We start from the raw sequence: 21,943 nt of genomic DNA, 5'->3' as shown, positions 1-21,943 counted from the left end.
TCCTGCGCCAAATTGACACAGGTCTGGTAATCCGCTGAACAAAAGGCGTATGGTATCTGTCACGTGACAAGACGGACCTCATCGGGCCCGCCATTCCTTTCACTTTTGAAGATTTGGTACGCACCGTAGATGAAAACGCATGAAATAAACAAAATTCGCCCCTTCAGCGCGCTGATAGACGCCTGCTGGCGGGAACCTTATAGCCTGGCGCGGTTGCTGAAAGACGCTATCGCCGGGGTGACGGTCGGTATTATCGCCATCCCGCTGGCGATGGCGCTGGCGATCGCCAGCGGCGTGCCGCCGCAGTACGGCCTGTATACCGCCGCCATCGCCGGGATCGTCATCGCCGTCAGCGGCGGTTCGCGCTACAGCGTCTCCGGCCCCACCGCCGCCTTCGTGGTGATCCTGTATCCGGTTTCGCAGCAGTTCGGATTGGCCGGCCTGCTGGTCGCCACGCTGATCTCCGGGGTGTTTCTGCTGCTGATGGGGCTGGCGCGCTTTGGCCGGCTGATCGAGTACATTCCGCTGCCGGTGACGCTCGGCTTTACCTCCGGTATCGCCATCACCATCGCCACCATGCAGATCAAGGACTTCTTCGGCCTGCAGCTGGCGCACACGCCAGAAAATTACGTCGGCAAGCTGTACGCCCTGCTGCAGGCGCTGCCAACGCTGGATTTCGGCGATACCCTGATCGGCGCGGTGACGCTCCTGATCCTGATCTTCTGGCCCAAGCTCGGCCTGCGGGTGCCGGGCCACCTGCCGGCGCTGCTGGCGGGCACCGCGCTGATGGGGCTGCTGGCGCTGTTTGACCACCCGGTGGCGACCATCGGCTCGCGCTTCAGCTACCTGCTGGCCGACGGCAGCAGCGGCCAGGGCATCCCGCCGATCCTGCCGCAGCTGCTGCTGCCCTGGGATCTGCCGGGCGGCGGCGGGCAGCCGTTCACCCTGAGCTGGCAAACCGTTTCCGCCCTGCTGCCGGCGGCGTTTTCGATGGCGATGCTCGGCGCGATCGAATCGCTGCTGTGCGCCGTGGTGCTCGACGGCATGACCGGCAAGAAGCACAACTCGAACAGCGAGCTGATCGGCCAGGGTGCGGGTAACATCATCGCGCCGTTCTTCGGCGGCATTACCGCCACCGCCGCGATTGCCCGTTCGGCGGCCAACGTGCGCGCCGGCGCCACTTCGCCGGTCTCCGCCATCATCCACGCGTTGCTGGTACTGTTGGCGCTGCTGGTATTGGCACCGTGGCTCTCTTACCTGCCGCTGGCGGCGATGGCGGCGCTGCTGCTGATGGTCGCCTGGAACATGAGCGAGGCGCACAAGGTGATTTATCTGCTGCGCCGGGCGCCGAAGGACGACATTCTGGTGCTGCTGCTGTGCATGTCGCTGACGGTGCTGTTCGATATGGTGATCGCCATTACCGTGGGCATCGTGCTGGCGTCGCTGCTGTTTATGCGCCGCATCGCCCGCATGACGCGGCTGAGTGAGCTGAGCGCCGGCGACGGCCGCCTGGTGCTCCGGGTGAACGGCCCGCTGTTCTTCGCCGCCGCCGAGCGCATCTTTACCGAACTGCTGGCGCGCAGCGAAGGCTACCGCACGATCGTGCTGCAATGGGATGCGGTGCCGGTGCTCGATGCCGGCGGCCTGAGCGCCCTGCGGCGCTTTATCGACGTGCTGCCGGCAGACAAAAAGCTGGTGATCACCGACGTGCCGTTCCAGCCGCTGAAAACCCTGGCGCGTGCGCGGGTGCAGCCGATCGAGGGCCGCCTGCAGTTCTACCCGACGCTGCCGGAAGCGCTGGCGGCCACCGGCGCCTAAACGTAAAAAAGCCCGACGAGTCGGGCTTTTTTTTATGGCGACGAGCGCTTAGTTGCTGGTATCCAGCTCCGGGAAGCTCTTCACCAGATCGTCGATGGCTTTCATCTGCGCCAGGAACGGCTCCAGCTTGTCCAACGGCAGCGCGGACGGGCCGTCGCACTTGGCGTTTTTCGGATCCGGGTGCGCTTCGAGGAACAAGCCGGCCAGGCCAACCGCCATACCGGCGCGCGCCAGCTCGGCCACCTGAGCGCGGCGGCCGCCGGACGCGGCGCCGAACGGATCGCGGGTCTGCAGCGCGTGGGTCACGTCGAAGATCACCGGATGGCCGCCGGTCACGTTCTTCATCACGTTGATGCCCAGCATGTCGACCACCAGGTTGTCATAGCCAAAGTTGCTGCCGCGATCGCACAGGATCACCTGGTCGTTGCCGCCCTCTTTGAACTTGTCGACGATGTTGCCCATCTGCCCCGGGCTGACGAACTGCGGCTTCTTGACGTTGATCACCGCGCCGGTTTTCGCCATCGCTTCCACCAGATCGGTCTGACGCGCCAGGAAGGCCGGCAGCTGGATCACATCAACCACTTCGGAAACCGGCTGCGCCTGCGCCGCTTCATGCACGTCGGTGATGATTTTCACGCCGAAGGTTTTTTTCAGCTCTTCGAAGATCTTCATCCCTTCTTCCAGGCCCGGACCGCGGTACGAGTGGATGGAAGAACGGTTGGCCTTGTCGAAAGAGGCTTTGAATACGTAAGGGATGCCCAGTTTTTGCGTCACGGTGACGTAGTGTTCGCAGATGCTCATCGCCAGATCGCGCGATTCCAGCACGTTCATACCGCCAAACAGCACAAACGGCAGATCGTTTGCTACGTCGATATCGCCAATGCTAACCACTTTCTGTTTCATGCTTTCGCCTTTGTTAAGGTTGTAACCGTCGCCTTGCAAACTGCACGGAGTCATTGAATTAATGCAGCGTCACCTGTTTCGGCTCAATCGAGTGGATCTGTACTTTGATCACTTCGCTGACCGGGTCTTCAGGACACTGCTCGACAAAATAGTTGAGGTCGGAAATCGCGATATGGTTGCACTCCAGCTGGGCGTAAATCAGCCCGCGGTCGCGGATCTCGTACGGGTCTTCCGGATCGAAACACAGCACCGTTTCGCTGGTGCGCAGCGCCATTTCCAGCTGCTTTTCTTCCATCAGGGCGGCCTTCAGCGTATCGAGCATCTTGCGCACCACCATGATGTTCTCCGACTCGTCGAGGTCGTCGTCTTCCAGCTCGGCGCCCAACCCCAGGTTACCCTTGATCCACACTTCCAGCTGATGCTCGCTCAGGGTTTCGCCGTTCAGCGGGTTGATCAGCCACAGCTCTTCGTCCAGCCAGTCGGCGCGCAGGATCAGCTGAGTAGGGAAAATCACCGGCAGCAGCGGCAGATCCAGCGCGTTGGCGATGTGCAGGAAGATGGTGCCCAGCGAGACCGGCGTGCCTTGCCGCCCTTCCAGCACCTTATCCAGCCAGATGGCGTCCGACAGGCGGTACACGCCGCTGGCGCCGCCAAATCCCCAGGTCTTGTAAAACAGTTCGATGAGCGCATCCAATTGCTGCTCCTGAGTGATATCGGTCGGCACCACAGCGCGCGCTTCGTCCACCAGCTGTTGCAGCTTGCGCTCCACGTCGGCGGCCGGGAAATCGCGCCGCACCGACTGCGACACCAGGATCACCCCTTCGCTCAGCGGCGAGGTGTTAAATTCAAAATCAGCAATGCTACTCATAGGTATCCCATCAGAAACGGTATTTTCGTCGTGGCAAGTTTAATTATCAGGTACAGGCAGCCCAACGCCAGCGCGAACGCCACGGTTCGCAGCCGTTGACTTTTGGTCTTCTTGCCCAATGCGACGTAGCCAAGCAGGATATAGATAATAACGCCAAACAGCTTCTCGGTCAGCCATGAGTCCATACCCAGCAACGGATAAAACCCGAACGTCACCACCAGCGCGATGCCGCTGACGAACAGCAGCGTGTCGTTCAGGTGCGGCGCTACCTTGACCCAGCGGCGGTCCATGATCGGCGAGCGGCGCCACTGCCAAAAGAAACGCAGCACAAACAAGGTAATGCTGATGGCGACCGTCAGCAAATGGAAATGTTTCAACGCGGTGTATGCAGTCATGATGCTCCCTTAAATGGCTCGGGCGTCGTTATTATCAGAGGCGCTTATCCCGGCCATTGGCCGAGCGTCACGCGGTCGTTGTCGCCGTAATCGCGGTGGGTGGCGACAGCGGAAAATCCGGCGGCCTGCAGCAGCGCGCGCACGCTCTCGCCCTGCTGCCAGCCATGTTCCAACAGCAGCCAGCCCTGGGGCTGCAAATGGTGCGGCGCCTGGCGCACGATGGCGGCCAGATCCGCCAACCCCTGATCGGCGGCGACCAGCGCGCTGCCGGGTTCGAAGCGCACGTCGCCCTGCGACAAATGCGGATCGGCGGCGTCGATATAGGGCGGATTGCTGGCGATCAGCGCGAAGCGCTGCCCCGCTACGGGCGCAAACCAGCTGCCCTGTAAAAATCGGACATTGTCGATCTTCAGCTTGTGCGCATTGTGCTGCGCCAGCGCGACCGCCTCCGGCTGCACATCGACGCCGATTGCCGAGCAATCCGGGCGCTCGCTGGCCAGCGCCAGCGCGATAGCGCCGGTGCCGGTACCGAGATCGAGGAAGTGGCAAGGCTGCGGCGGCAGACGCGCCAGCGCCAGTTCCACCAGGCATTCGGTATCCGGGCGCGGGATTAGCGTTGCGGGCGAAACCGACAGCGGCAGCGACCAAAACTCGCGCTCGCCCACCAGATAGGCCACCGGCTCACCGCGTTCACGGCGCGCCAGCAGCGTCTCCAGCTGCTGTTGCTGCGACGGCGTCAGCAGGGTTTCACCAAACGCCATCAGGAAGGTTCTGGCCTTGCCGGTCACGAAACCCAACAGGATTTCCGCATCGCGCCGGGCGCTGTCGCTGTGGGTCAAACGCGCGGCGGCGGCTTTCAGCCAGTGTTGATAGTCCATCACTCTTGCTCGGCGGACAACGCAGCCAGCTGGTCGGCCTGATACTCTTGCACGATCGGTTGGATCAGCATGTCCAGTTTGCCTTCCATCACCTCGTCCAGGCGGTAGAGCGTCAGGTTGATGCGGTGGTCGGTCACCCGCCCCTGCGGGAAGTTGTAGGTACGGTTACGGTCAGAACGGTCGCCGCTGCCCAGCAGGTTGCGGCGAGTGGACGCCTCGGCTTGCTGGCGCTTGGCCATCTCGGCGGCGCGAATGCGCGCGCCCAGCACCGACATCGCCTTGGCTTTGTTTTTGTGCTGTGAACGTTCGTCCTGGCACTCCACCACGATCCCGGTCGGCAGGTGGGTGATGCGGATTGCCGAGTCGGTGGTGTTAACGTGCTGACCACCGGCGCCGGAGGAACGGAAGGTGTCGATTTTCAGATCGCCCGGGTTGATGTCCGGCAGCTCGGCTTCCGGCACTTCCGGCATCACCGCCACGGTGCAGGCGGAGGTGTGGATGCGCCCCTGGGATTCGGTTTCCGGCACGCGCTGCACGCGGTGGCCGCCGGATTCAAACTTCAGCTGGCCGTACACGCCGTCGCCGGAGACTTTGGCGATCACTTCCTTGAAACCACCGTGCTCGCCTTCGTTGGCGCTCATCACTTCGACGCGCCAGCGGCGGCTTTCCGCATAGCGGCTGTACATGCGGAACAGATCGCCGGCGAAGATCGCCGCCTCATCGCCGCCGGTGCCGGCGCGCACTTCGAGGAAGCAGCTGCGCTCATCGTCCGGATCTTTCGGCAGCAGCAACACCTGCAGCTGCTGTTCCAGCTCTTCGCTGGCCGCCCGCGCCTGTTTCAGCTCTTCCTGCGCCATCTCGCGCATTTCCGGATCGTCCAGCATCATTTCCGCCGTCTCCAGATCCTCCTGCACCTGACGCCATTCCAGGAAGCAGCGGCTGACGTCGGTCAGCTGCGCGTATTCTCGCGACAGCGCGCGGAACCGGTCTTGGTCGGCGATAACGCCGGCATCGCCGAGCAGCGCCTGCACTTCTTCATGGCGCTCTTGTAACGCTTCCAGTTTGGCAACAATAGAAGGCTTCATGCGTGGTAATAAACCCTGTTAATAGAGAAAACTAATGCTGATCCAGCCCGAGGCTGTCGCGTAATAACTGCAACCGCTCCACGTCGCCGTCGCCGGCGGCCTGCTGGAGGGATTTGGTGGGGGCATGAATAAGACGGTTGGTCAGTTTATGGGCCAGCTCGTGAATAACCTGCTCCACGTTGGCGCCCTGCGCGATGGCGGCCAGCGCTTTGGCCTCCATCTCTGCGCGAATTTGGTCGGCCTGCGAACGATAGTCGCGGATGGTTTCGACCGCACCCTGCGAGCGCAGCCAGGCCATGAAGTTGGTGCTTTCCTGCTGCACGATCGACTCCGCCTGCACCGCCGCCGCTTTGCGCTGCGCCAGGTTGCTTTGAATGATGGCGTGCAGATCGTCCACGCTGTAGAGATAGGCGTTGGCCAGTTTGCCGACTTCCGGTTCGATGTCGCGCGGTACGGCGATATCCACCAGCAGCATCGGCTGGTTGCGGCGCGCCTTCAGCGCGCGCTCCACCATCCCCTTACCGATGATCGGCAGCGGGCTGGCGGTGGAACTGATGATGATGTCGGCGTCCGCCAGGCGTTCGTCGATCTCCGGCAGGGTGATCACCTCCGCGCCGACCTCGTCCGCCAGCAGCTGGGCGCGTTCGCGGGTGCGGTTGGCGATGATCATGTGCCGCACTTTGTGTTCGCGCAGGTGGCGCGCCACCAGCTCGATGGTTTCACCGGCGCCCACCAGCAAGACGTTGAGATCGGCCAGCGATTCGAAGATCTGGCGCGCCAGGGTACAGGCGGCAAAAGCCACGGAGACCGCGCTGGCACCGATGTCGGTTTCGGTACGCACGCGCTTGGCGACGGAGAAGGATTTCTGGAACAGACGCTCCAGCTCGCCGGACAGCGACTGGCCGCGTTGCGACTCGGCGAAGGCCTTTTTGACCTGCCCGAGGATCTGCGGTTCGCCCAGCACCAATGAGTCCAACCCGCTGGCCACCCGCATCAAATGGCTGACCGCGTCGTTGCCCTGATGCCAGTACAGGCTTTTCTTCACCTCTTCCGGGCGCAGGTTGTGGTAGGCGCACAGCCAGGCGACCAGCTGCTCGTGCATGTGTTCCTGCTGCTCTACGCTGAGGTACAGCTCGGTGCGGTTGCAGGTGGACAACACGACGCCGCCCTGCACCAACGGTTGTTGGAGCAAGCTGGTCAGCGCCTCATCGATGGACTCTGGCGAGAAGGTCACCCTTTCACGCAGAGAAACCGGAGCGGTTTTGTGATTTATACCTAACGCCAGCAGAGTCATTGCTTCGAGTAATACTTCTATTGGTACGGGTTCTCGTTGAACGGCATTCTACTTGATGCGCGTGATCAATAAAAGTAACAACCGCATCTTCCGTTCAATCGTTGCTATCAATGAAATCAATCAATGAAAATTAATAAATTCATAACGTTGTAAAAATAGCGGACACTTTATGTTCACTGCTCGCAAGAGGACGTCGCGCGAATCGTTGACAGAACGGCATGTCATAGCAAAATTATGAACTAAAAACTCCGCTGTGCGGGATTAAAAATGCGTTCGACCGGACGGCTGTCGAGCTCTCAGCAGAGCGGCCCGACGCACGTCGTGAATTACTCCGTTCTCCTGATCATCCGCAGCCCGGTGATTTTATTGTACACGCGCTTCGAGAAGCTGATGGAAAAATCATCTACCGGCACAACAAACCGCGCTAACAACACAGTACTAATCAGAGAAATGGCCGATACAGTCAACATGCTGACAACAGACGTCGTGGCCAAATCACGAGTTAAATAGATTGTAAGCATGATCACCGGAATATGAATGACATAAATAGGGAAAGAAAGTTTCCCCAGATAAACCAACAGATTATTCTCCAAAGCCCGGCTAATTAAATTACTAGTGAGCACACCATAAACAATCATTATGCCAGAAATAAAATTGAAGAGTAGATATGAACGTCCTTTAACCACATTGGTTAACCAACGATAACTTTCACTATCGCTATGAATCCCAGCCAAATACAGCCCAACAATAACCAAAATAGCACCCAGCAGATTATTTTTGTAATTTACATCAAACGCTGAATAAACAAACCCGCAAAAGAAACAAACCATACTTAAAGCAATGAGAGTACTAAACGGTAAGATTGCTATTGATAAAACGAAAAAAACAGCAAGTGACAAAACTTTACTTCTTTTGAAAAGCACACAGGCGACATAGACAAATAATGAATCAATCAACTCAATTTTCATAGTCCATAACACAGGATTATATATGTGCCCACTCCAAACAGGGGGGCCGATAAAAGCGCCTATAGCACCATATGAAAAGGCGTCAAACAACGATGAACGCTTGATGAAGAATGGCTCAAGCCAGTCGGATGCACCAGGAATCCGTTGGTCGCCAGCAGAAATAAAAAACAATACAATAAACATCAACACACATGAGAAAATGGCTGGAATTGCCAGCCTGAAATACCGCGTAAATGATGTTACGCAGTAATATTCATTACTTCTTTTTTCAATACCCCGAGATAAAACGATCCCGCTCATGACAAAAAACACAAAAACGGCAGATGTTCCAGAGTAGAGAAAACCGAAAACCGAATGGTGAAGAAATTTTTGAACAGGAAAACCTTCCGGAATACTTCCCCCAGAGAAGTTATGCAGATATAAAAAATAAATCAATGACAAGTGAGAAAGCACAACCACCAGACTGGCAATCCCCCTTACCGAATCAAGACACGTGAGCTTGGACCCTTGTTTTGAAGTCGATACTTCCACAGTAAATTCCTAATAAACAAATTAGGAATATTAGTAGCAACTCTAAGCATCACCATCTCGCAAAGTTGAATAACATATTGAAAACATTTAGTTGAAATGCCACCTTGACATTTCACCAGAGCGAAAATAAAAAAAATAAAACAATCAGTTAAGATTCATTACTCGTCAAAACGAAGGAAAAGAAGCACATGAGCACCTAAGGTATTTCCTAATAATAATCCCACTATTTCAGAATTAACTCAGGTTTCAGCTTAAGGGATGAGCAAAAACCAATGTTTGCACTGCTATGCATCGGTAAGTTACAGAGCCCCAAAAACGACCCAACACTCTGAATATTGAAGGTGAAAATTAGCGAGAACCCCGACTGCTGTGCCATTATTCATGACATGCTATTATTGACGCGCCGCCGCCGCCCCGTTAGCGTGAGCGCTGAATCCGGGTTTCGTCGCGCATGCCCGCAAGGACAAAAGGACAAGAGAAAGTTATGCCAATACGCAAAGTTAGTTTGCTCCGTCTGATCCCGCTGGCCAGCCTGGTGCTGGCCGCCTGTACCACCACCAAGCCGACCGGCCCGGCCACCAGCCCGACGTCTCCGCAGTGGCGCGCCCATGAGCAGGCGGTGCAGCAGCTCAGCACCTATCAGACCCGCGGCTCCTTCGCCTACTTGTCTGATCAGAAAAAAGTCTACGCCCGCTTCTTCTGGCAGCAGTTCTCGCCGGAGCGCTACCGTCTGCTGTTGACCAACCCGCTGGGCAGCACGGAAATGGATCTCAACGTGCAGAAAAACGTGGTGCAGCTGACCGACAACCAGGGCAAACGCTACGTCAGCGACAACCCGGAAGAGATGATCCGCAAGCTGACCGGCATGGCGATCCCGCTGAACAACCTGCGCCAGTGGATGCTCGGCCTGCCGGGCGAAGCCAACGATTTTGCGCTGGATGACCAATATCGCCTGAGCAAGCTGACTTACCAGCAAGGCGGCCAGACCTGGAAAGTGGATTACCAGGGCTACAGCAACGAGGTGCAGCCGACGCTGCCGAACCGCCTGGAACTGCAGCAGGGCGAGCAGCGCATCAAGCTGAAAATGGATAACTGGACGCTCAAATGATTCGCCAGTGGCCCTCCCCCGCGAAACTCAACCTGTTTTTGTACATCACCGGCCGTCGTGAAGACGGCTATCACCTGCTGCAGACGCTGTTTCAGTTCTTGGACTACGGCGACACCCTGACCATTGACCCACGCCAGGACGACCGCATTCATCTGCTGACGCCGGTCGATGGTGTGCCGGACGAACAGAACCTGATCGTGCGCGCCGCCCGCTTGCTGCAGCGCTATTGCGATGAACACGGCCTGCAGACCGCACCGCGCGGCGCCGACATCAGCATCGACAAGCGCCTGCCGATGGGCGGCGGCTTGGGCGGCGGCTCCTCCAACGCCGCCACCGTGCTGGTGGCGCTCAACGAACTGTGGCGCTGCGGTCTTGGCGACGACCAACTGGCAGCGCTGGGGCTCAGCCTCGGCGCCGACGTGCCGGTGTTCGTGCGTGGCCATGCCGCCTTCGCCGAAGGCATCGGCGAGCGCCTGCAGCCGGCCAAGCCGCAGGAAAAGTGGTATCTGGTGGCGCATCCCGGCGTCGGCATCCCGACGCCGGTTATCTTCGGCGACCCCGAATTGAAAAGAGACACCCCGGTTCGCTCCTTAAGTGAGCTGTTGCAGGCGCCGTACGCAAATGATTGCGAACCGATCGCAAGAAAACGTTTTCGCGAGGTTGAACAGCTTCTTTCATGGCTGTTAGAATACGCCCCGTCACGCCTGACTGGCACAGGTGCTTGTGTGTTTGCTGAATTCGACACAGAAATCGCCGCCCGTCAGGTGTTAAATCAAGCCCCGGAGTGGTTGTGTGGTTTTGTAGCGCGCGGCGTTAACGTCTCCCCACTACATCGCATTCGTTCCGGGCGGTTTGAGTCGTAGCTCAACGTTTCGCTGCGCAGGGTCATGCACACCTGGCCCTGTTATCCCTGCGCTGCCTGCGGTCTCAATTTTAGTTTTACATACCCGTATGTATATTGCGCCGGCGTCGCCGACTGCCCCTTGGCGATGTCGTATGACAATATCTTCTCTGGACGCAAGCCTGAGGTTCTTCTCGTGCCTGATATGAAGCTTTTTGCTGGTAACGCCACCCCGGAACTAGCACAACGTATTGCCAACCGTTTGTACACCAGCCTTGGTGACGCCGCTGTAGGTCGTTTTAGCGACGGCGAAGTGAGCGTGCAAATCAACGAAAATGTACGCGGCGGTGATATTTTCATCATCCAGTCCACCTGTGCCCCGACCAACGACAACCTGATGGAACTGGTTGTGATGGTCGACGCCCTGCGTCGCGCCTCCGCAGGTCGTATTACCGCCGTTATCCCTTACTTCGGCTATGCCCGCCAGGATCGCCGCGTGCGTTCCGCGCGTGTGCCAATCACCGCCAAGGTAGTTGCCGATTTCCTCTCCAGCGTAGGGGTTGACCGCGTTCTGACGGTGGATCTGCATGCTGAGCAGATTCAAGGCTTCTTCGACGTACCGGTAGACAACGTGTTCGGCAGCCCGATCCTGCTGGAAGACATGTTGCAGCAGAACCTGGAAAACCCGATCGTGGTTTCTCCGGACATCGGCGGCGTAGTGCGTGCCCGTGCTATAGCTAAACTGCTGAACGACACCGACATGGCCATCATTGACAAACGCCGCCCGCGCGCGAACGTTTCTCAGGTGATGCACATCATCGGTGACGTGGCAGGCCGTGACTGCGTGCTGGTCGACGACATGATCGACACCGGCGGTACCTTGTGTAAAGCGGCTGAAGCGTTGAAAGAACGCGGTGCCAAGCGCGTATTTGCCTACGCGACGCACCCGATCTTCTCCGGCAACGCCGTGGACAACATCAAGAACTCGGTGATTGATGAAGTGATCGTCTGCGACACCATTCCGCTGTCGCCGGAAATCAAGGCACTGAAAAACGTTCGTACTCTGACCTTGTCCGGCATGCTGGCTGAAGCCATCCGCCGCATCAGCAACGAAGAGTCGATCTCTGCAATGTTCGAGCATTGATTCGTCGTCTTTCCGGTGCAGCGCCCACCGTGCCGGAAAGATAACGAGCCCGAAAGCAGAAAAAGAAAAACCCGTTGGTGCGCAAGCAACAACGGGTTTTCTACTCGTAGTCCAACATGACCTCAAACCTTAATGCACGGCAGATTTTCCCTTGCCCTGCTCTTGCTTCCCTTCTGATTTTTTAATCAATGCGACGAACGATGTTGGTCGTTGCGGCACCGTTTATCAAAGTGTTTTACCCACCAGTAGCGATCCGCCACCTGCTCGCGGCCGCCGATACGCGCGCCCACCAGCCACAACAGCGCGCCGACGAAGATACTCATGATGGCGCCGTGGGCGAAAAACTGCGGTAAATTGAACTGTGATACTTCAGCAATAATGGAGTATCCGACGCCACCGATCATCACGACCAGGCCCAGCCCCATAAAAAAGTTGCCCACTCTGTCCGCGCTTCTACGTTTCATATGCCACCTCCATGATTGCCATGTGCCAACCGGGATAACGCTGCAACTTGTTAACCCACTTTGATAAGTTAAGTATAGCCCTTGCCGCGGCAAGGGGATTGCGGAGGCGATCACAAATGGTAAAGAATTATTGACACTTCTTAACACGCCGCTGAAAATTAGCGGACAAATTGAATTATTCAGCTAATGAATCATTCGTCTTTCTTTCCGAAGGCGATGGCAGAGATCGGATTTTGTCATTCGCCGCCCCGACAGGTAGACTAAGACTCTTTCCATTACCCTGATCATAGCGAATCTCCCAGTGAGCAGTATTAAATTGATAGTCGGCTTGGCCAACCCGGGTGCGGAATACGCCCAGACGCGCCACAACGCCGGCGCATGGTACGTCGACCTGCTGGCCCAGCGCCACAATCAACAGTTGAAAGAAGAGAGCAAATTCTTCGGCTACACCGCCCGTTTGAACCTGGCGGGTAACGATGTGCGCCTGCTGGTGCCGACCACCTTCATGAACCTGAGCGGCAAAGCGGTGCTGGCGATGGCCAACTTCTACCGCATCGAACCGAACGAGATCCTGGTAGCGCACGACGAGCTGGATCTGCCGCCCGGCGTGGCCAAAATCAAGCTCGGTGGCGGCAACGGCGGCCACAACGGCCTGAAAGACATCCAGAACAAGTTCGGCAACAACCCGAACTTCTACCGCCTGCGCATCGGTATCGGCCATCCGGGCGACAAGAACAAGGTGGTGGGCTTCGTGCTCGGCAAACCGCCGGCCAGCGAGCAAAAGATGATTGACGAAGCGATCGACGAGTCGCTGCGCTGCACCGAGATGCTGATGAAGGACGGGCTGGAAAAAACCGTTCAGCGCCTGCACAGCTTCAAGGCACAGGCCTGAACCTTGCCGCAGCGGGCGCCCTGCCCGCTGCCTGCTTTTAGCCGCGCGGGTTGAAGGTTTCCTCGCCCACGCGGCGGTCATCGGCGGTGAACCCCTCTTCCGCCACGTAATACTGCGGATCGTCCAGCTCATGGCTGCAGAACGGCCCTGCGCGCTTGAGCAAACGCACGCAGTCGCCGCTCAGGTGACGTAGCCGAATGCTTTTTCCCGCCGCCAGGTAACGTGCCGTCAGCTTATCTATAGCCTCTACGCCGCTGGAATCCATCACCCGGGTGCCGGCAAAGTCCAGCACCACGCTCTGCGGATCGCTCTGCGGGTCGAACAGCTCGGCGAAAGCGGCGGCTGAACCGAAGAACAGCGGGCCATCGAGCTGATACACCGCCACCTCGCTCGTCACCTGGCGCTGGCGCACGCGGATGCGCGCCTGCTGCCAGGCGAACACCAGCGCCGAGATAATAACTCCGCTGATCACCGCCACCGCCAGATCGGTAAAGATGGTGATCAGCGTGACCGCGACCATCACCAGTGCGTCCGCCTTCGGCATGCGGCGCAAACGGCGCAGCGAGCTCCACTCGAAGGTGTTGTAACACACCACCAGCATCACCCCGGCCAGCGCCGCCACCGGCAGCAGGCCGATATAGCGCGACAGGCTGACCACGAACAGAATCAGCAGGATGGCGCCCACCGTGCCGGAGAGGCGCCCGCGCCCGCCCGAGGTAAAGTTGATGATCGACTGACCGATCATTGCGCAGCCGGCGAAGCAGCCGAACAGGCCGCATACCGCATTACCGGCGCCCTGCGCGATGCTCTCGCGGTTGCCGTTCCCCTTCTTGCCGCCCATTTCATCCAGCACCGTCATGGTCAGCAGCGATTCAATCAAACCGACCAGGGCGATCACCACCGCATAGGGCAACACCACCCGCACCATCTCCAGGGTGAACGGCGCCGTCGGCAGGCTAAAGTGCGGCAGCGCGCCGGAAATGTCCGCCAGATCGCCCACCCGCAGCGTGTGCAGATTGAGGCCGATCGCCAACGCCGAGACCACCAGCAGCGCCGCCAGCGAAGACGGAATGGCTTTGGTCAGGCGCGGGAACAGCACCACCACCGCAATCGCCAGCGCTACCAGGCCGTACATCAGCGGCCCCTGCCCGGCGATCATCTTCAGCTGCGCCAGCATGATGACGATCGCCAGACCGTTGACGAAGCCGTGGATCGCCGGCAGCGGCACCAGACGAATGAATTTGCCCAGCCGGAAGACGCCAATCAGGATTTGGATCCCCCCGGCAAACAGCGTGGCCCACAACACGTAGCCCATGCCGTACTGCGCCGCCAGGCTCATCAGCACCACCACAATGGAGCCGGCGGCGCCGGAAACCATGCCCGGCTTGCCGCCAAACAGCGCCGTGACCAGGCCGATGATAAACGCGGTATGTAAACCGACGATCGGAGAAAGACCGGCGACCAGCGAAAAGCCGACCGCCTCGGGGATCATCGAAACCGCCACCACAAAGCCCGCCAGGACTTCATTTTTAACGTCCGCGATCCTGACGTTACTCAGATTAAACATGCATTATTCACTTATGACAGATGACATCATCTCCCCGCGTAGCGGGTATGGGGAGCCGCAAGGGGCGGCAGACTGCAGGCGGGCACAACTCAGGGTGGCGTAGGCAAGAAATACATCCGGCGCGTTTCCTGTCGGTTAATCGGAACGGCCAGTATGGGTAAATGTGATCCAAATCTCAAATAAAAACCGGCCGCGGGCGCTGGGCTCGCCCCGGCCAAACAAGTCTGATCGAGATAAACGCCCATTACGTGTATAATGGCGGCATTATTTTGCCCTTTATGCAGTCGATTAAACCTAACCGGCTGATAGTTAAGATATTTAAGGTGATTACAACATGGGATTCAAATGCGGTATCGTCGGCCTGCCTAACGTAGGCAAATCCACCCTGTTCAACGCGTTGACCAAAGCGGGCATTGAAGCAGCCAACTTCCCGTTCTGCACCATTGAACCGAACACCGGTGTGGTGCCGATGCCCGATCCGCGTCTGGATAAGCTGGCCGAGATCGTCAAGCCGCAGCGCATTCTGCCAACCACCATGGAATTCGTCGACATCGCCGGCCTGGTGAAAGGCGCGTCCAAGGGTGAAGGCCTGGGCAACCAGTTCCTGACCAACATCCGCGAAACCGAAGCCATCGGCCACGTGGTGCGCTGCTTCGAAAACGACAACATCATTCACGTCAACAACAAGGTCGATCCGGCCGAAGACATCGACGTCATCAACACCGAGCTGGCGCTGTCTGACCTGGACACCTGTGAGCGCGCCATCCACCGCGTGCAGAAGAAAGCCAAAGGCGGCGACAAAGACGCCAAGGCCGAGCTGGCGGCGCTGGAGAAATGCCTGCCGCACCTGGAAAACGCCGGCATGCTGCGCGCGCTGGATCTGACTGCAGAAGACAAAGCGGCGATCAAATACCTGAGCTTCCTGACCCTGAAGCCGACCATGTACATCGCCAACGTTAACGAAGACGGCTTCGAGAACAACCCGTACCTGGACACCGTGCGTAAAATCGCCGATGCCGAAGGCTCCGTGGTAGTTGCCGTGTGCGCCGCTGTGGAATCCGATATCGCCGAGCTGGAAGACGAAGAGCGCGACGAGTTCATGGCCGAGCTGGGCCTGGAAGAGCCGGGCCTGAACCGCGTGATCCGCGCCGGTTATGAGCTGCTGAACCTGCAGACCTACTTCACCGCCGGCGTGAAAGAAGTGCGCGCCTGGACCATCCCGGTCGGCGCCACCGCCCCGCAGGCGGCCGGCAAGATCCACACCGACTTCGAGAAAGGCTTTATCCGCGCGCAAACCATCGCCTTTGACGACTTCATCACCTACAAGGGTGAACAAGGCGCCAAAGAAGCCGGCAAAATGCGTTCCGAAGGTAAAGATTACATCGTCAAAGACGGCGACGTAATGAACTTCCTGTTCAACGTCTAACCCCTTCCCCGCAGCGTATTTCTCCGCTGCCGGAAACGGAAAAATCCACGCTTCGGCGTGGATTTTTTATTTTAGGGAGGGAACGTGCCAGCGCTTAAAGCAATGCGGCATCATCCCAGCAGAAACCTTTATTTATTTAACCGCGGGAAAAGCGCGAGACCGTTATTCCGATTGAAGTTTACTTTCTGCGCATCGGTCAGGTTTGTCTCGGCGTCGAGAATATGATTAAACTTAGCGGCGACGGGCTCAGGCGCATAAGGATAATCGCTGCCGAACAGAATATTATTATGATTCGCAAACGCCAGTAGGCTGGAGAATGCATTAGGGCCGGAAGACAATGCGGTATCAAAATAAAAGCGCTTAAATTTACCGTCCAATTCCTGAGCTGACGGCCCATTTGGATTAAGTGACTCTGCCAGCAATGTAAAACGCAAAACGGCATAAGGCAAGAAACCGCCGGCATGCGAAAGAATAATTTTCACGTTAGGATAATTATCCATAACGCCGTTCAACACCATATGGACGGCATTGCGTGTGGTATCAAACGGATAATCAACCAAGGGGCCAGGAACGCCATCCAGCAAATCCATGATGGGATGACCAGGGTGAATGAAAACAACGGCAGAGCGTTGGTTAAGCGCCGCCCAAAGCGGAGCCCACTTTTTATCACCTAAATAGACCCCTTCATAGTTGGTTAATAACACCACGCCATCGGCTTTCAGCACATCCAGTGCATACTCAACTTCACGCACCGCCCCCTCAACGTCCGGCAACGGCACGGTCGCGAAGTGACCAAACCGCGTGGGGTATTTCGCCACCAGATCCGCCGTATATTCATTGACTTTCCTGGCCATATCGCGGCGAGCCTGACCTTCCCAGCCAACCACGCTTGGCGCGGTTAACGATAGGACGCTGGTCGCTATTTGCTGTTTGTCCATATAGCGAAGATGGTCGTCCGCCGTCCATTTGGGCAAGGTCCAGCCGGACGGATCGCCGCCGTGGCTCGGCAGCGCGCTGCCCCAAAAGGGCGGGACCAAGTGAGTATGAACGTCGATTCTGGCTAATGAATTCATTTAGCGCCTCCACTATGCATATATTTTATCGTTGAAATATATAGCAACACGTTGAGTGTTGTTGACTAGCCCGCACTTCAGAAATAACCTACACTTTAACGCGAGCTCTATTAGAGGGTATTTTCATGGAAACCATATATCCAATTCATTTTTTTGAACGACTGATACAGGAATCTAATCCATGAATTTTCGCCATGTCCAGGCATTCCTGGCCCTCGTTGAAGAAAAACATTTTGGCAAAGCGGCCAAGCGCATTCATATTACGCAGTCGGCTTTCAGCATGCAGATAAAAGCGCTGGAAGAAGAGATTGGCGCACCACTCTTTATTCGCAACAACCGTAATGTCGAACTCACTGAGGTGGGAGAGGTATTTTTAAAAAACGCACCGGATATTTATGAGAAAATAAAAAGTACGCTTGACGAAACCAAAGCGGCGGCGAAACGTGAGAATGGCAATGTGCGCATCGGATTTGTCGGCAATGCCGTGGCGGCAGGATTAGTCACCGCCGATATTCATCGATTTAAAGCAGAGCACCCCGGCGTTAACTTCCGCGCCAAAGAGCTGTCATACTGGAAACAAATCGATGAGATCGTCAACGGAAATATCGACGTCAGCTACTGCCCCAATCTGGATCTCAATATCCCACCGGAGCTCGGCTTTATACCCATAAAAAAATTTGACTGGGTCGTCGTGATTCAGGAAGACTCCGATCTGGCGAAAAAAGAGGCCTTGAAAAAGGAAGACCTCTCTGGGCGAGACTTTATCATTTACTCGGAAAACAGCGGAGACGATGGCCAGCTTCGTATCCTGAACGCCATTATTGAAGAAGACATCAAGGTAGCCTATCGGTTAGACAGCACATTAAGCGTGCTCGGCATGGTGGCCTCCGGCCTTGGCATCGCCATCGTTCCCTCTTCGCTATCCTCAATCAAACTGCCCAACATCACCTACAGGCCGATCCCCGCCGTCGATAACGCAACTGAGGTTTTTTTCATCTATCGTAAGGATGAAAAATCCGCCATCGTTAATGCATTCATATCAGATGTACAACACAGCCTATGATGCCTGCCGGGTTACCTTCGCAGCCCCCATGCGGTGATGCCGGTTTTGTTTAAGCGAAGATAAAAAACCGGCGCTCATCGTCGCTTTTAAGCATCGGGCATTCCGTCAGCGCCGCTACCCCTCCCACACCGAAGGCCGGTTCTCGCTGCGCCACTTCTCCCCCGCCGCCGTCCCCGGCACCGGGGGCTTCAAGCCTTCGATAGTCCACAGCGAGAACGGCGTTTCGTCCACGTGCAGCTCCCAGCGCAGCCCGCGCGCGGCGAGGTAGGGTTGCAGGATGCGGGTGCAGGCCGCCAGGAATTGCTGCTGCTCCGCGTCGTTGTCCATGGCGCGGGCGATATGGTCGATGGTCACCCGCACGAAGTCATCGGCCGGTTCGCCGCCGAGATAGGCCGCGCCGGGCGGCAGCGCGTGGAAGAAGACGTTGACGTAGAAGCGCGGTAAAAAGTCTTGGTACAGGGCGGTGACCTTCTGCGCAAGCGCGCGTTTATCGGCGGCGCTGAAGGCCGGTTCAGGGTGGTAAATCTGCCACAGTGGCATCGCGTTCTCTCCTCGGTAAAGCTGCGGGGTATCGACAATCGTTCTGGCCGGCAGCCGGTGTCAAACGAAACTCTAATAATAAGAGTAATAACTCCAATCATTGAAGTGATCAAGCCGAGGCGATAAAATTATCGGCAATCAGACGGAAAGCAGAGGTAAAGCAACGTGAAAGCAAAAGGGTTTGAGGGCATGACGTGTTCGGTGGCCCACGTGCTGTCGGCATTGGGCGATCGCTGGGGCGCGATCCTCATGCGCGATCTGTTGCTGGGGCTCTCGCGCTATGACGATCTGCGCCAATCGACCGGCATCACCAACAACACGTTGGCCGATCGGCTCAAGGCGCTGGAAGGCAGCGGCCTTATCGAAAAGCGGCAATACCAGACGCGCCCCGATCGCTACGAGTATCTGCCGACGGAGAAGGGAAAAGATCTCGGGCTGCTGGTGATGGCGATGATCCAGATTGGCGACAAGTGGAACCTGTCCGAGCTGGCCGGGCCGCCGCTGCGCGTGGTCGACCGTGCGACTGGCCACCCCGCCACCCTGCGCGTGGTCGATGCCGCGACCGGCGAATCGCTGCCGCCGAAAAACCTGGCGCTGGCCGCCGGGCCCGGCGCCGATGAGATCACGCGATGGCGGCTGGCCGTCGGCAAAACCCGCTAACGGTGGCTACAACAGCGCAATCATCTTCAGCAGTTCGACCCGATTGCGGATGCCGAACTTTTTGCCAGCGTTATTGAGGTGCGAATAAACGGTTTTCGGGTGCAGGTTAAGCCGCCGCGCGGTCAAGCGGATATCTTCGGTGCGGGCGGTTTCACACAGCACCGCCGCCTCGCCAGGCGTGATCGCCGCCGCCCGATGCCGGTTCACCACGTGCCGTTCACCTTCCTCCTCACGGCAGACCAGCGCCGCGCAGGTTTCCCGCACCACCTGCAGCGCTTCCCGTTTGTGCAAAATCGCATCCGGCTGCGCCGCAGCGATAAACGCCAGAATCAGCGGTGAAGTCTTATCGACGAAGAACAGTATCCGGACGTCTTTATATTCACTGCGTGAATATTTAATGAATTTTAAATACGCCTCGAACCGGTAAATCTCCTGGGGAAACTCCATAATAATTAAATCAGGCGCCGGGCTTATATTTTTAATGATATTCATATTGGGTGAGGATAAGGTTATCACTCCACCGCCCAATAATGTTTTCATGCCCAGCCGGCACAGCGGTGAACCATCGATATAAATCACTCTCACTTTAATTCTCCTTATCAGCATGGACGCATGCTTCCACACCTCAGGCGGCTTGTCGCTGCTCTTTTTTGGGGTAATTTGCCTGCAAAGCACACCGATATAAAACATCTTGATAACATGTTTTTCAAATAACCATTCAACCGCCAGCACGTTGATTAATACGCAAAAAAGGCATGAATGTTTCAAATTATTTCAACCACAAAAACTGGCGATCCAATAAAATCGCAACGCAATGATATAGATCTATTTTCTATTTTGTATGATATAAGCACAAATGAAAAAAAATGTAACAGCAGACCTTCTCGTCTTATTGCCTTATTCAAAATACCTATAGGGAAAATTCTTAGTTTGTTAGGATGAAAATCCATGTTTGCCGATGCGTTTAAAAAACAATTGCGCAACATGATTAACCCACAACCGCACGTCAGTAATTTATTACTGTCAGGAAAGCTTTTCTCTAAAGTAAATTAAAGGGCATTTCACATGAATGTTAAATTAGTCGCATTATCCATGCTGGCTCTCTCCGGCGCCTGTGCGGCCGCTTCGTCCAATACGGTGCAATTTAAAGGCGAAGTCAGCACGCAAACCTGCTCGGTGAATATTAACGGCAACCAATCCAACCCGGTCGTTCTGCTGCCGACCGTCGCCGCCAGCAAACTCGCCACCAAAGGCGCCACCGCCGGCGACACCACCTTCACCGTCAACGTGACCGGCTGTGCGGCCGCAACCAGCGATACGGCGATCAAAACCGTGCTGGCGGGCAACAACCCGACCACCAACGGTAACCTGGGCAACGCGGGCGATGCGGCCAAGGTGTCCATTCAACTGCTGGACAGCGACGCCACCACACCGTTGTCATTCGCCAGCGGTTCGACCGTCACCACGTCGGCGATGACGCTGGCGAAAGACGCCACCTCCACCTCGCAGAACCTGGTGGCCCGCTACTACGCGGAAGACACCGGCGTGGCGGCCGGTTCAGTGATCGCCACCGCACAATTCGCCATTAGCTACAAATAAGCCGGCGTCAGGCGCCGTACCTGTTGATGCCAGCGCCGCCCTTCGCCGGGTGGCGCTGAATGACTCGCTCCCTTTATCGGTTCACGTTTATGCCGCAGATAACCCGCACCGCCCGTCGATGGGCCGCCCTGTCGCTTTGCCTGATGAGTTTTGCCGCTACCCACGCGTCGGCCAGCGTGACGCTGCTCGGCAACCGCGTGATCTACCCCGCCGAGGCGCGGGAAAAAACGCTGCAGTTCACCAACGACGACGGCACCCCGGCGCTGATGCAGATCTGGCTCGACATCAATAACCCCAAATCCACGCCGCAAAACGCCGATGCGCCCTTTGTCGCCTCGCCGCAAATCTTCCGCATGAATCCGCACAGCGGGCAAATGGTGCGACTGTCGTTCGTCGGCCAGCCGCTGCCGCGCGATCGCGAATCGCTGTTCTACCTCAACTTCCTGCAGGTGCCCGCCGTGCGCCAGACGGACAGCGACAAGAACAAACTGCTGCTGGTGGTCACCAATCGGCTGAAGGTGTTCTATCGCCCCGCCGGGCTGGCCGGCGACGCCAACCACGTCATCGATCGGCTCAGCCTGCGCCAGGCCGGCAACGCGCTGCGCGTCGACAACCCGACCGGCTACTACGTCAACGTCAGCCAGGCCGCGATCCTGAGCGGCGCGAAGCGCATCGCCATCCCGCAGGCGGACCTGATCCCGCCGTTTTCACAGGCCAGTTGGCCGGTGAACGGGGAGGTGCGGCAGATCGCACTGCGCGTCATCAATGACTATGGGGTGGAAATCACACGCACCCTGAACGTCGCGCGCTGACACCAGACAGGGAG

At 57.3% G+C, this 21,943-nt stretch carries 22 protein-coding genes; 10 read left to right on the top strand and 12 right to left on the bottom strand.

Features of this window, described 5'->3' with window-relative positions; genetic code table 11:
* Positions 1 to 129: 129 nt before the first annotated feature.
* Entirely contained in the window at positions 130 to 1,818 is a 1,689-nt protein-coding gene (dauA, locus tag ACJ8HT_RS11835; protein WP_060419372.1) for a C4-dicarboxylic acid transporter DauA, read from the top strand.
* Positions 1,819 to 1,866: 48 nt separating this feature from the next.
* Here dauA and kdsA read toward each other — a convergent pair whose 3' ends face one another.
* From kdsA to ACJ8HT_RS11800, 7 genes are all read right to left on the bottom strand, one after another.
* A complete protein-coding gene (gene kdsA, locus ACJ8HT_RS11830; RefSeq protein WP_038872048.1) occupies positions 1,867 to 2,721 on the bottom strand; it encodes a 3-deoxy-8-phosphooctulonate synthase in 855 nt (284 codons plus the stop codon).
* Positions 2,722 to 2,779: 58 nt separating this feature from the next.
* Positions 2,780 to 3,589: an invasion regulator SirB1 gene (gene sirB1 / locus ACJ8HT_RS11825; RefSeq protein WP_004941083.1), complete on the bottom strand. Its 810-nt coding sequence runs from the start codon at positions 3,587 to 3,589 to the stop codon at positions 2,780 to 2,782.
* Positions 3,586 to 3,984, bottom strand: coding sequence for a SirB2 family protein (locus ACJ8HT_RS11820; protein WP_049274255.1), 399 nt, complete (start codon positions 3,982 to 3,984; stop codon positions 3,586 to 3,588). Before ACJ8HT_RS11820 ends, sirB1 begins: the two co-directional genes overlap by 4 nt.
* Positions 3,985 to 4,028: 44 nt before the next feature.
* On the bottom strand, positions 4,029 to 4,862 hold the full coding sequence (gene prmC, locus ACJ8HT_RS11815) for a peptide chain release factor N(5)-glutamine methyltransferase (protein WP_197651961.1): 834 nt from the start codon (positions 4,860 to 4,862) through the stop codon (positions 4,029 to 4,031).
* On the bottom strand, positions 4,862 to 5,947 hold the full coding sequence (gene prfA, locus ACJ8HT_RS11810) for a peptide chain release factor 1 (RefSeq protein WP_033638166.1): 1,086 nt from the start codon (positions 5,945 to 5,947) through the stop codon (positions 4,862 to 4,864). Before prfA ends, prmC begins: the two co-directional genes overlap by 1 nt.
* 31 nt (positions 5,948 to 5,978) lie before the next feature.
* Positions 5,979 to 7,241, bottom strand: a complete 1,263-nt coding sequence (gene hemA, locus ACJ8HT_RS11805) for a glutamyl-tRNA reductase (protein WP_033638164.1) — start codon at positions 7,239 to 7,241, stop codon at positions 5,979 to 5,981.
* 326 nt (positions 7,242 to 7,567) lie between these two features.
* Positions 7,568 to 8,740: an acyltransferase family protein gene (locus ACJ8HT_RS11800; protein ID WP_197651962.1), complete on the bottom strand. Its 1,173-nt coding sequence runs from the start codon at positions 8,738 to 8,740 to the stop codon at positions 7,568 to 7,570.
* Positions 8,741 to 9,224: 484 nt separating this feature from the next.
* Between ACJ8HT_RS11800 and lolB the strand changes: the two genes are divergently transcribed.
* The 3 genes from lolB to prs all read left to right on the top strand — a co-directional run bounded on the left by lolB (position 9,225) and on the right by prs (position 11,833).
* Positions 9,225 to 9,848, top strand: a complete 624-nt coding sequence (lolB, locus tag ACJ8HT_RS11795; RefSeq protein ID WP_038872018.1) for a lipoprotein insertase outer membrane protein LolB — start codon at positions 9,225 to 9,227, stop codon at positions 9,846 to 9,848.
* A complete protein-coding gene (gene ispE / locus ACJ8HT_RS11790; RefSeq protein ID WP_197651963.1) occupies positions 9,845 to 10,711 on the top strand; it encodes a 4-(cytidine 5'-diphospho)-2-C-methyl-D-erythritol kinase in 867 nt (288 codons plus the stop codon). The genes lolB and ispE overlap by 4 nt, the downstream gene beginning before the upstream one ends.
* A 174-nt stretch (positions 10,712 to 10,885) precedes the next feature.
* Complete coding sequence (prs, locus tag ACJ8HT_RS11785) at positions 10,886 to 11,833, top strand: ribose-phosphate diphosphokinase (RefSeq protein ID WP_004941061.1); 948 nt, start codon at positions 10,886 to 10,888, stop codon at positions 11,831 to 11,833.
* A 185-nt stretch (positions 11,834 to 12,018) separates the two neighbouring features.
* On the opposite strand, the gene ychH is transcribed toward prs, so the two are convergent.
* Positions 12,019 to 12,297: a stress-induced protein YchH gene (gene ychH / locus ACJ8HT_RS11780; protein WP_004941056.1), complete on the bottom strand. Its 279-nt coding sequence runs from the start codon at positions 12,295 to 12,297 to the stop codon at positions 12,019 to 12,021.
* A gap of 301 nt (positions 12,298 to 12,598) precedes the next feature.
* Here ychH and pth point away from each other — a divergent pair, with 301 nt between their 5' ends.
* The gene (gene pth / locus ACJ8HT_RS11775; RefSeq protein ID WP_004941053.1) at positions 12,599 to 13,189 is read left to right on the top strand and encodes an aminoacyl-tRNA hydrolase; all 591 of its coding nucleotides are present in this window, start codon (positions 12,599 to 12,601) and stop codon (positions 13,187 to 13,189) included.
* Positions 13,190 to 13,226: 37 nt separating this feature from the next.
* On the opposite strand, the gene ACJ8HT_RS11770 is transcribed toward pth, so the two are convergent.
* Positions 13,227 to 14,756 carry a SulP family inorganic anion transporter gene (locus ACJ8HT_RS11770; protein WP_197651964.1) on the bottom strand — a complete coding sequence of 510 codons (1,530 nt, stop codon included), beginning with the start codon at positions 14,754 to 14,756 and terminating at the stop codon, positions 13,227 to 13,229.
* A 334-nt stretch (positions 14,757 to 15,090) separates the two neighbouring features.
* Between ACJ8HT_RS11770 and ychF the strand changes: the two genes are divergently transcribed.
* Entirely contained in the window at positions 15,091 to 16,182 is a 1,092-nt protein-coding gene (gene ychF, locus ACJ8HT_RS11765; RefSeq protein ID WP_004941048.1) for a redox-regulated ATPase YchF, read from the top strand.
* A 128-nt stretch (positions 16,183 to 16,310) separates the two neighbouring features.
* Here ychF and ACJ8HT_RS11760 read toward each other — a convergent pair whose 3' ends face one another.
* A complete protein-coding gene (locus ACJ8HT_RS11760) occupies positions 16,311 to 17,255 on the bottom strand; it encodes an amidohydrolase family protein (RefSeq protein WP_197651965.1) in 945 nt (314 codons plus the stop codon).
* A gap of 181 nt (positions 17,256 to 17,436) precedes the next feature.
* On the opposite strand from ACJ8HT_RS11760, the gene ACJ8HT_RS11755 reads away from it, so the two are divergent.
* Positions 17,437 to 18,318 carry a LysR family transcriptional regulator gene (locus tag ACJ8HT_RS11755; protein ID WP_197651966.1) on the top strand — a complete coding sequence of 294 codons (882 nt, stop codon included), beginning with the start codon at positions 17,437 to 17,439 and terminating at the stop codon, positions 18,316 to 18,318.
* A 114-nt stretch (positions 18,319 to 18,432) separates the two neighbouring features.
* Here ACJ8HT_RS11755 and ACJ8HT_RS11750 read toward each other — a convergent pair whose 3' ends face one another.
* A complete protein-coding gene (locus ACJ8HT_RS11750; protein WP_107226940.1) occupies positions 18,433 to 18,858 on the bottom strand; it encodes a tautomerase family protein in 426 nt (141 codons plus the stop codon).
* 189 nt (positions 18,859 to 19,047) lie between these two features.
* Between ACJ8HT_RS11750 and ACJ8HT_RS11745 the strand changes: the two genes are divergently transcribed.
* Positions 19,048 to 19,518: a winged helix-turn-helix transcriptional regulator gene (locus tag ACJ8HT_RS11745; protein WP_350429766.1), complete on the top strand. Its 471-nt coding sequence runs from the start codon at positions 19,048 to 19,050 to the stop codon at positions 19,516 to 19,518.
* Positions 19,519 to 19,524: 6 nt separating this feature from the next.
* On the opposite strand, the gene ACJ8HT_RS11740 is transcribed toward ACJ8HT_RS11745, so the two are convergent.
* Positions 19,525 to 20,250: a helix-turn-helix transcriptional regulator gene (locus ACJ8HT_RS11740; RefSeq protein WP_350429765.1), complete on the bottom strand. Its 726-nt coding sequence runs from the start codon at positions 20,248 to 20,250 to the stop codon at positions 19,525 to 19,527.
* A 333-nt stretch (positions 20,251 to 20,583) separates the two neighbouring features.
* On the opposite strand from ACJ8HT_RS11740, the gene ACJ8HT_RS11735 reads away from it, so the two are divergent.
* Both ACJ8HT_RS11735 and ACJ8HT_RS11730 read left to right on the top strand, forming a co-directional pair.
* Positions 20,584 to 21,117, top strand: a complete 534-nt coding sequence (locus tag ACJ8HT_RS11735; RefSeq protein ID WP_015377562.1) for a fimbrial protein — start codon at positions 20,584 to 20,586, stop codon at positions 21,115 to 21,117.
* A 59-nt stretch (positions 21,118 to 21,176) separates the two neighbouring features.
* Positions 21,177 to 21,929 (top strand): fimbrial biogenesis chaperone, encoded by a 753-nt coding sequence (locus tag ACJ8HT_RS11730; RefSeq protein ID WP_228286088.1) that lies wholly within the window; start codon positions 21,177 to 21,179, stop codon positions 21,927 to 21,929.
* Positions 21,930 to 21,943 lie beyond the last annotated feature (14 nt).

This window comes from Serratia sp. CY44782 (assembly GCF_052168715.1).
Lineage (GTDB): Bacteria > Pseudomonadota > Gammaproteobacteria > Enterobacterales > Enterobacteriaceae > Serratia > Serratia nevei.
The sequence above is the reverse complement of the archived record's forward strand: the minus strand, read 5'-3'. Positions and strand labels throughout refer to the sequence as shown.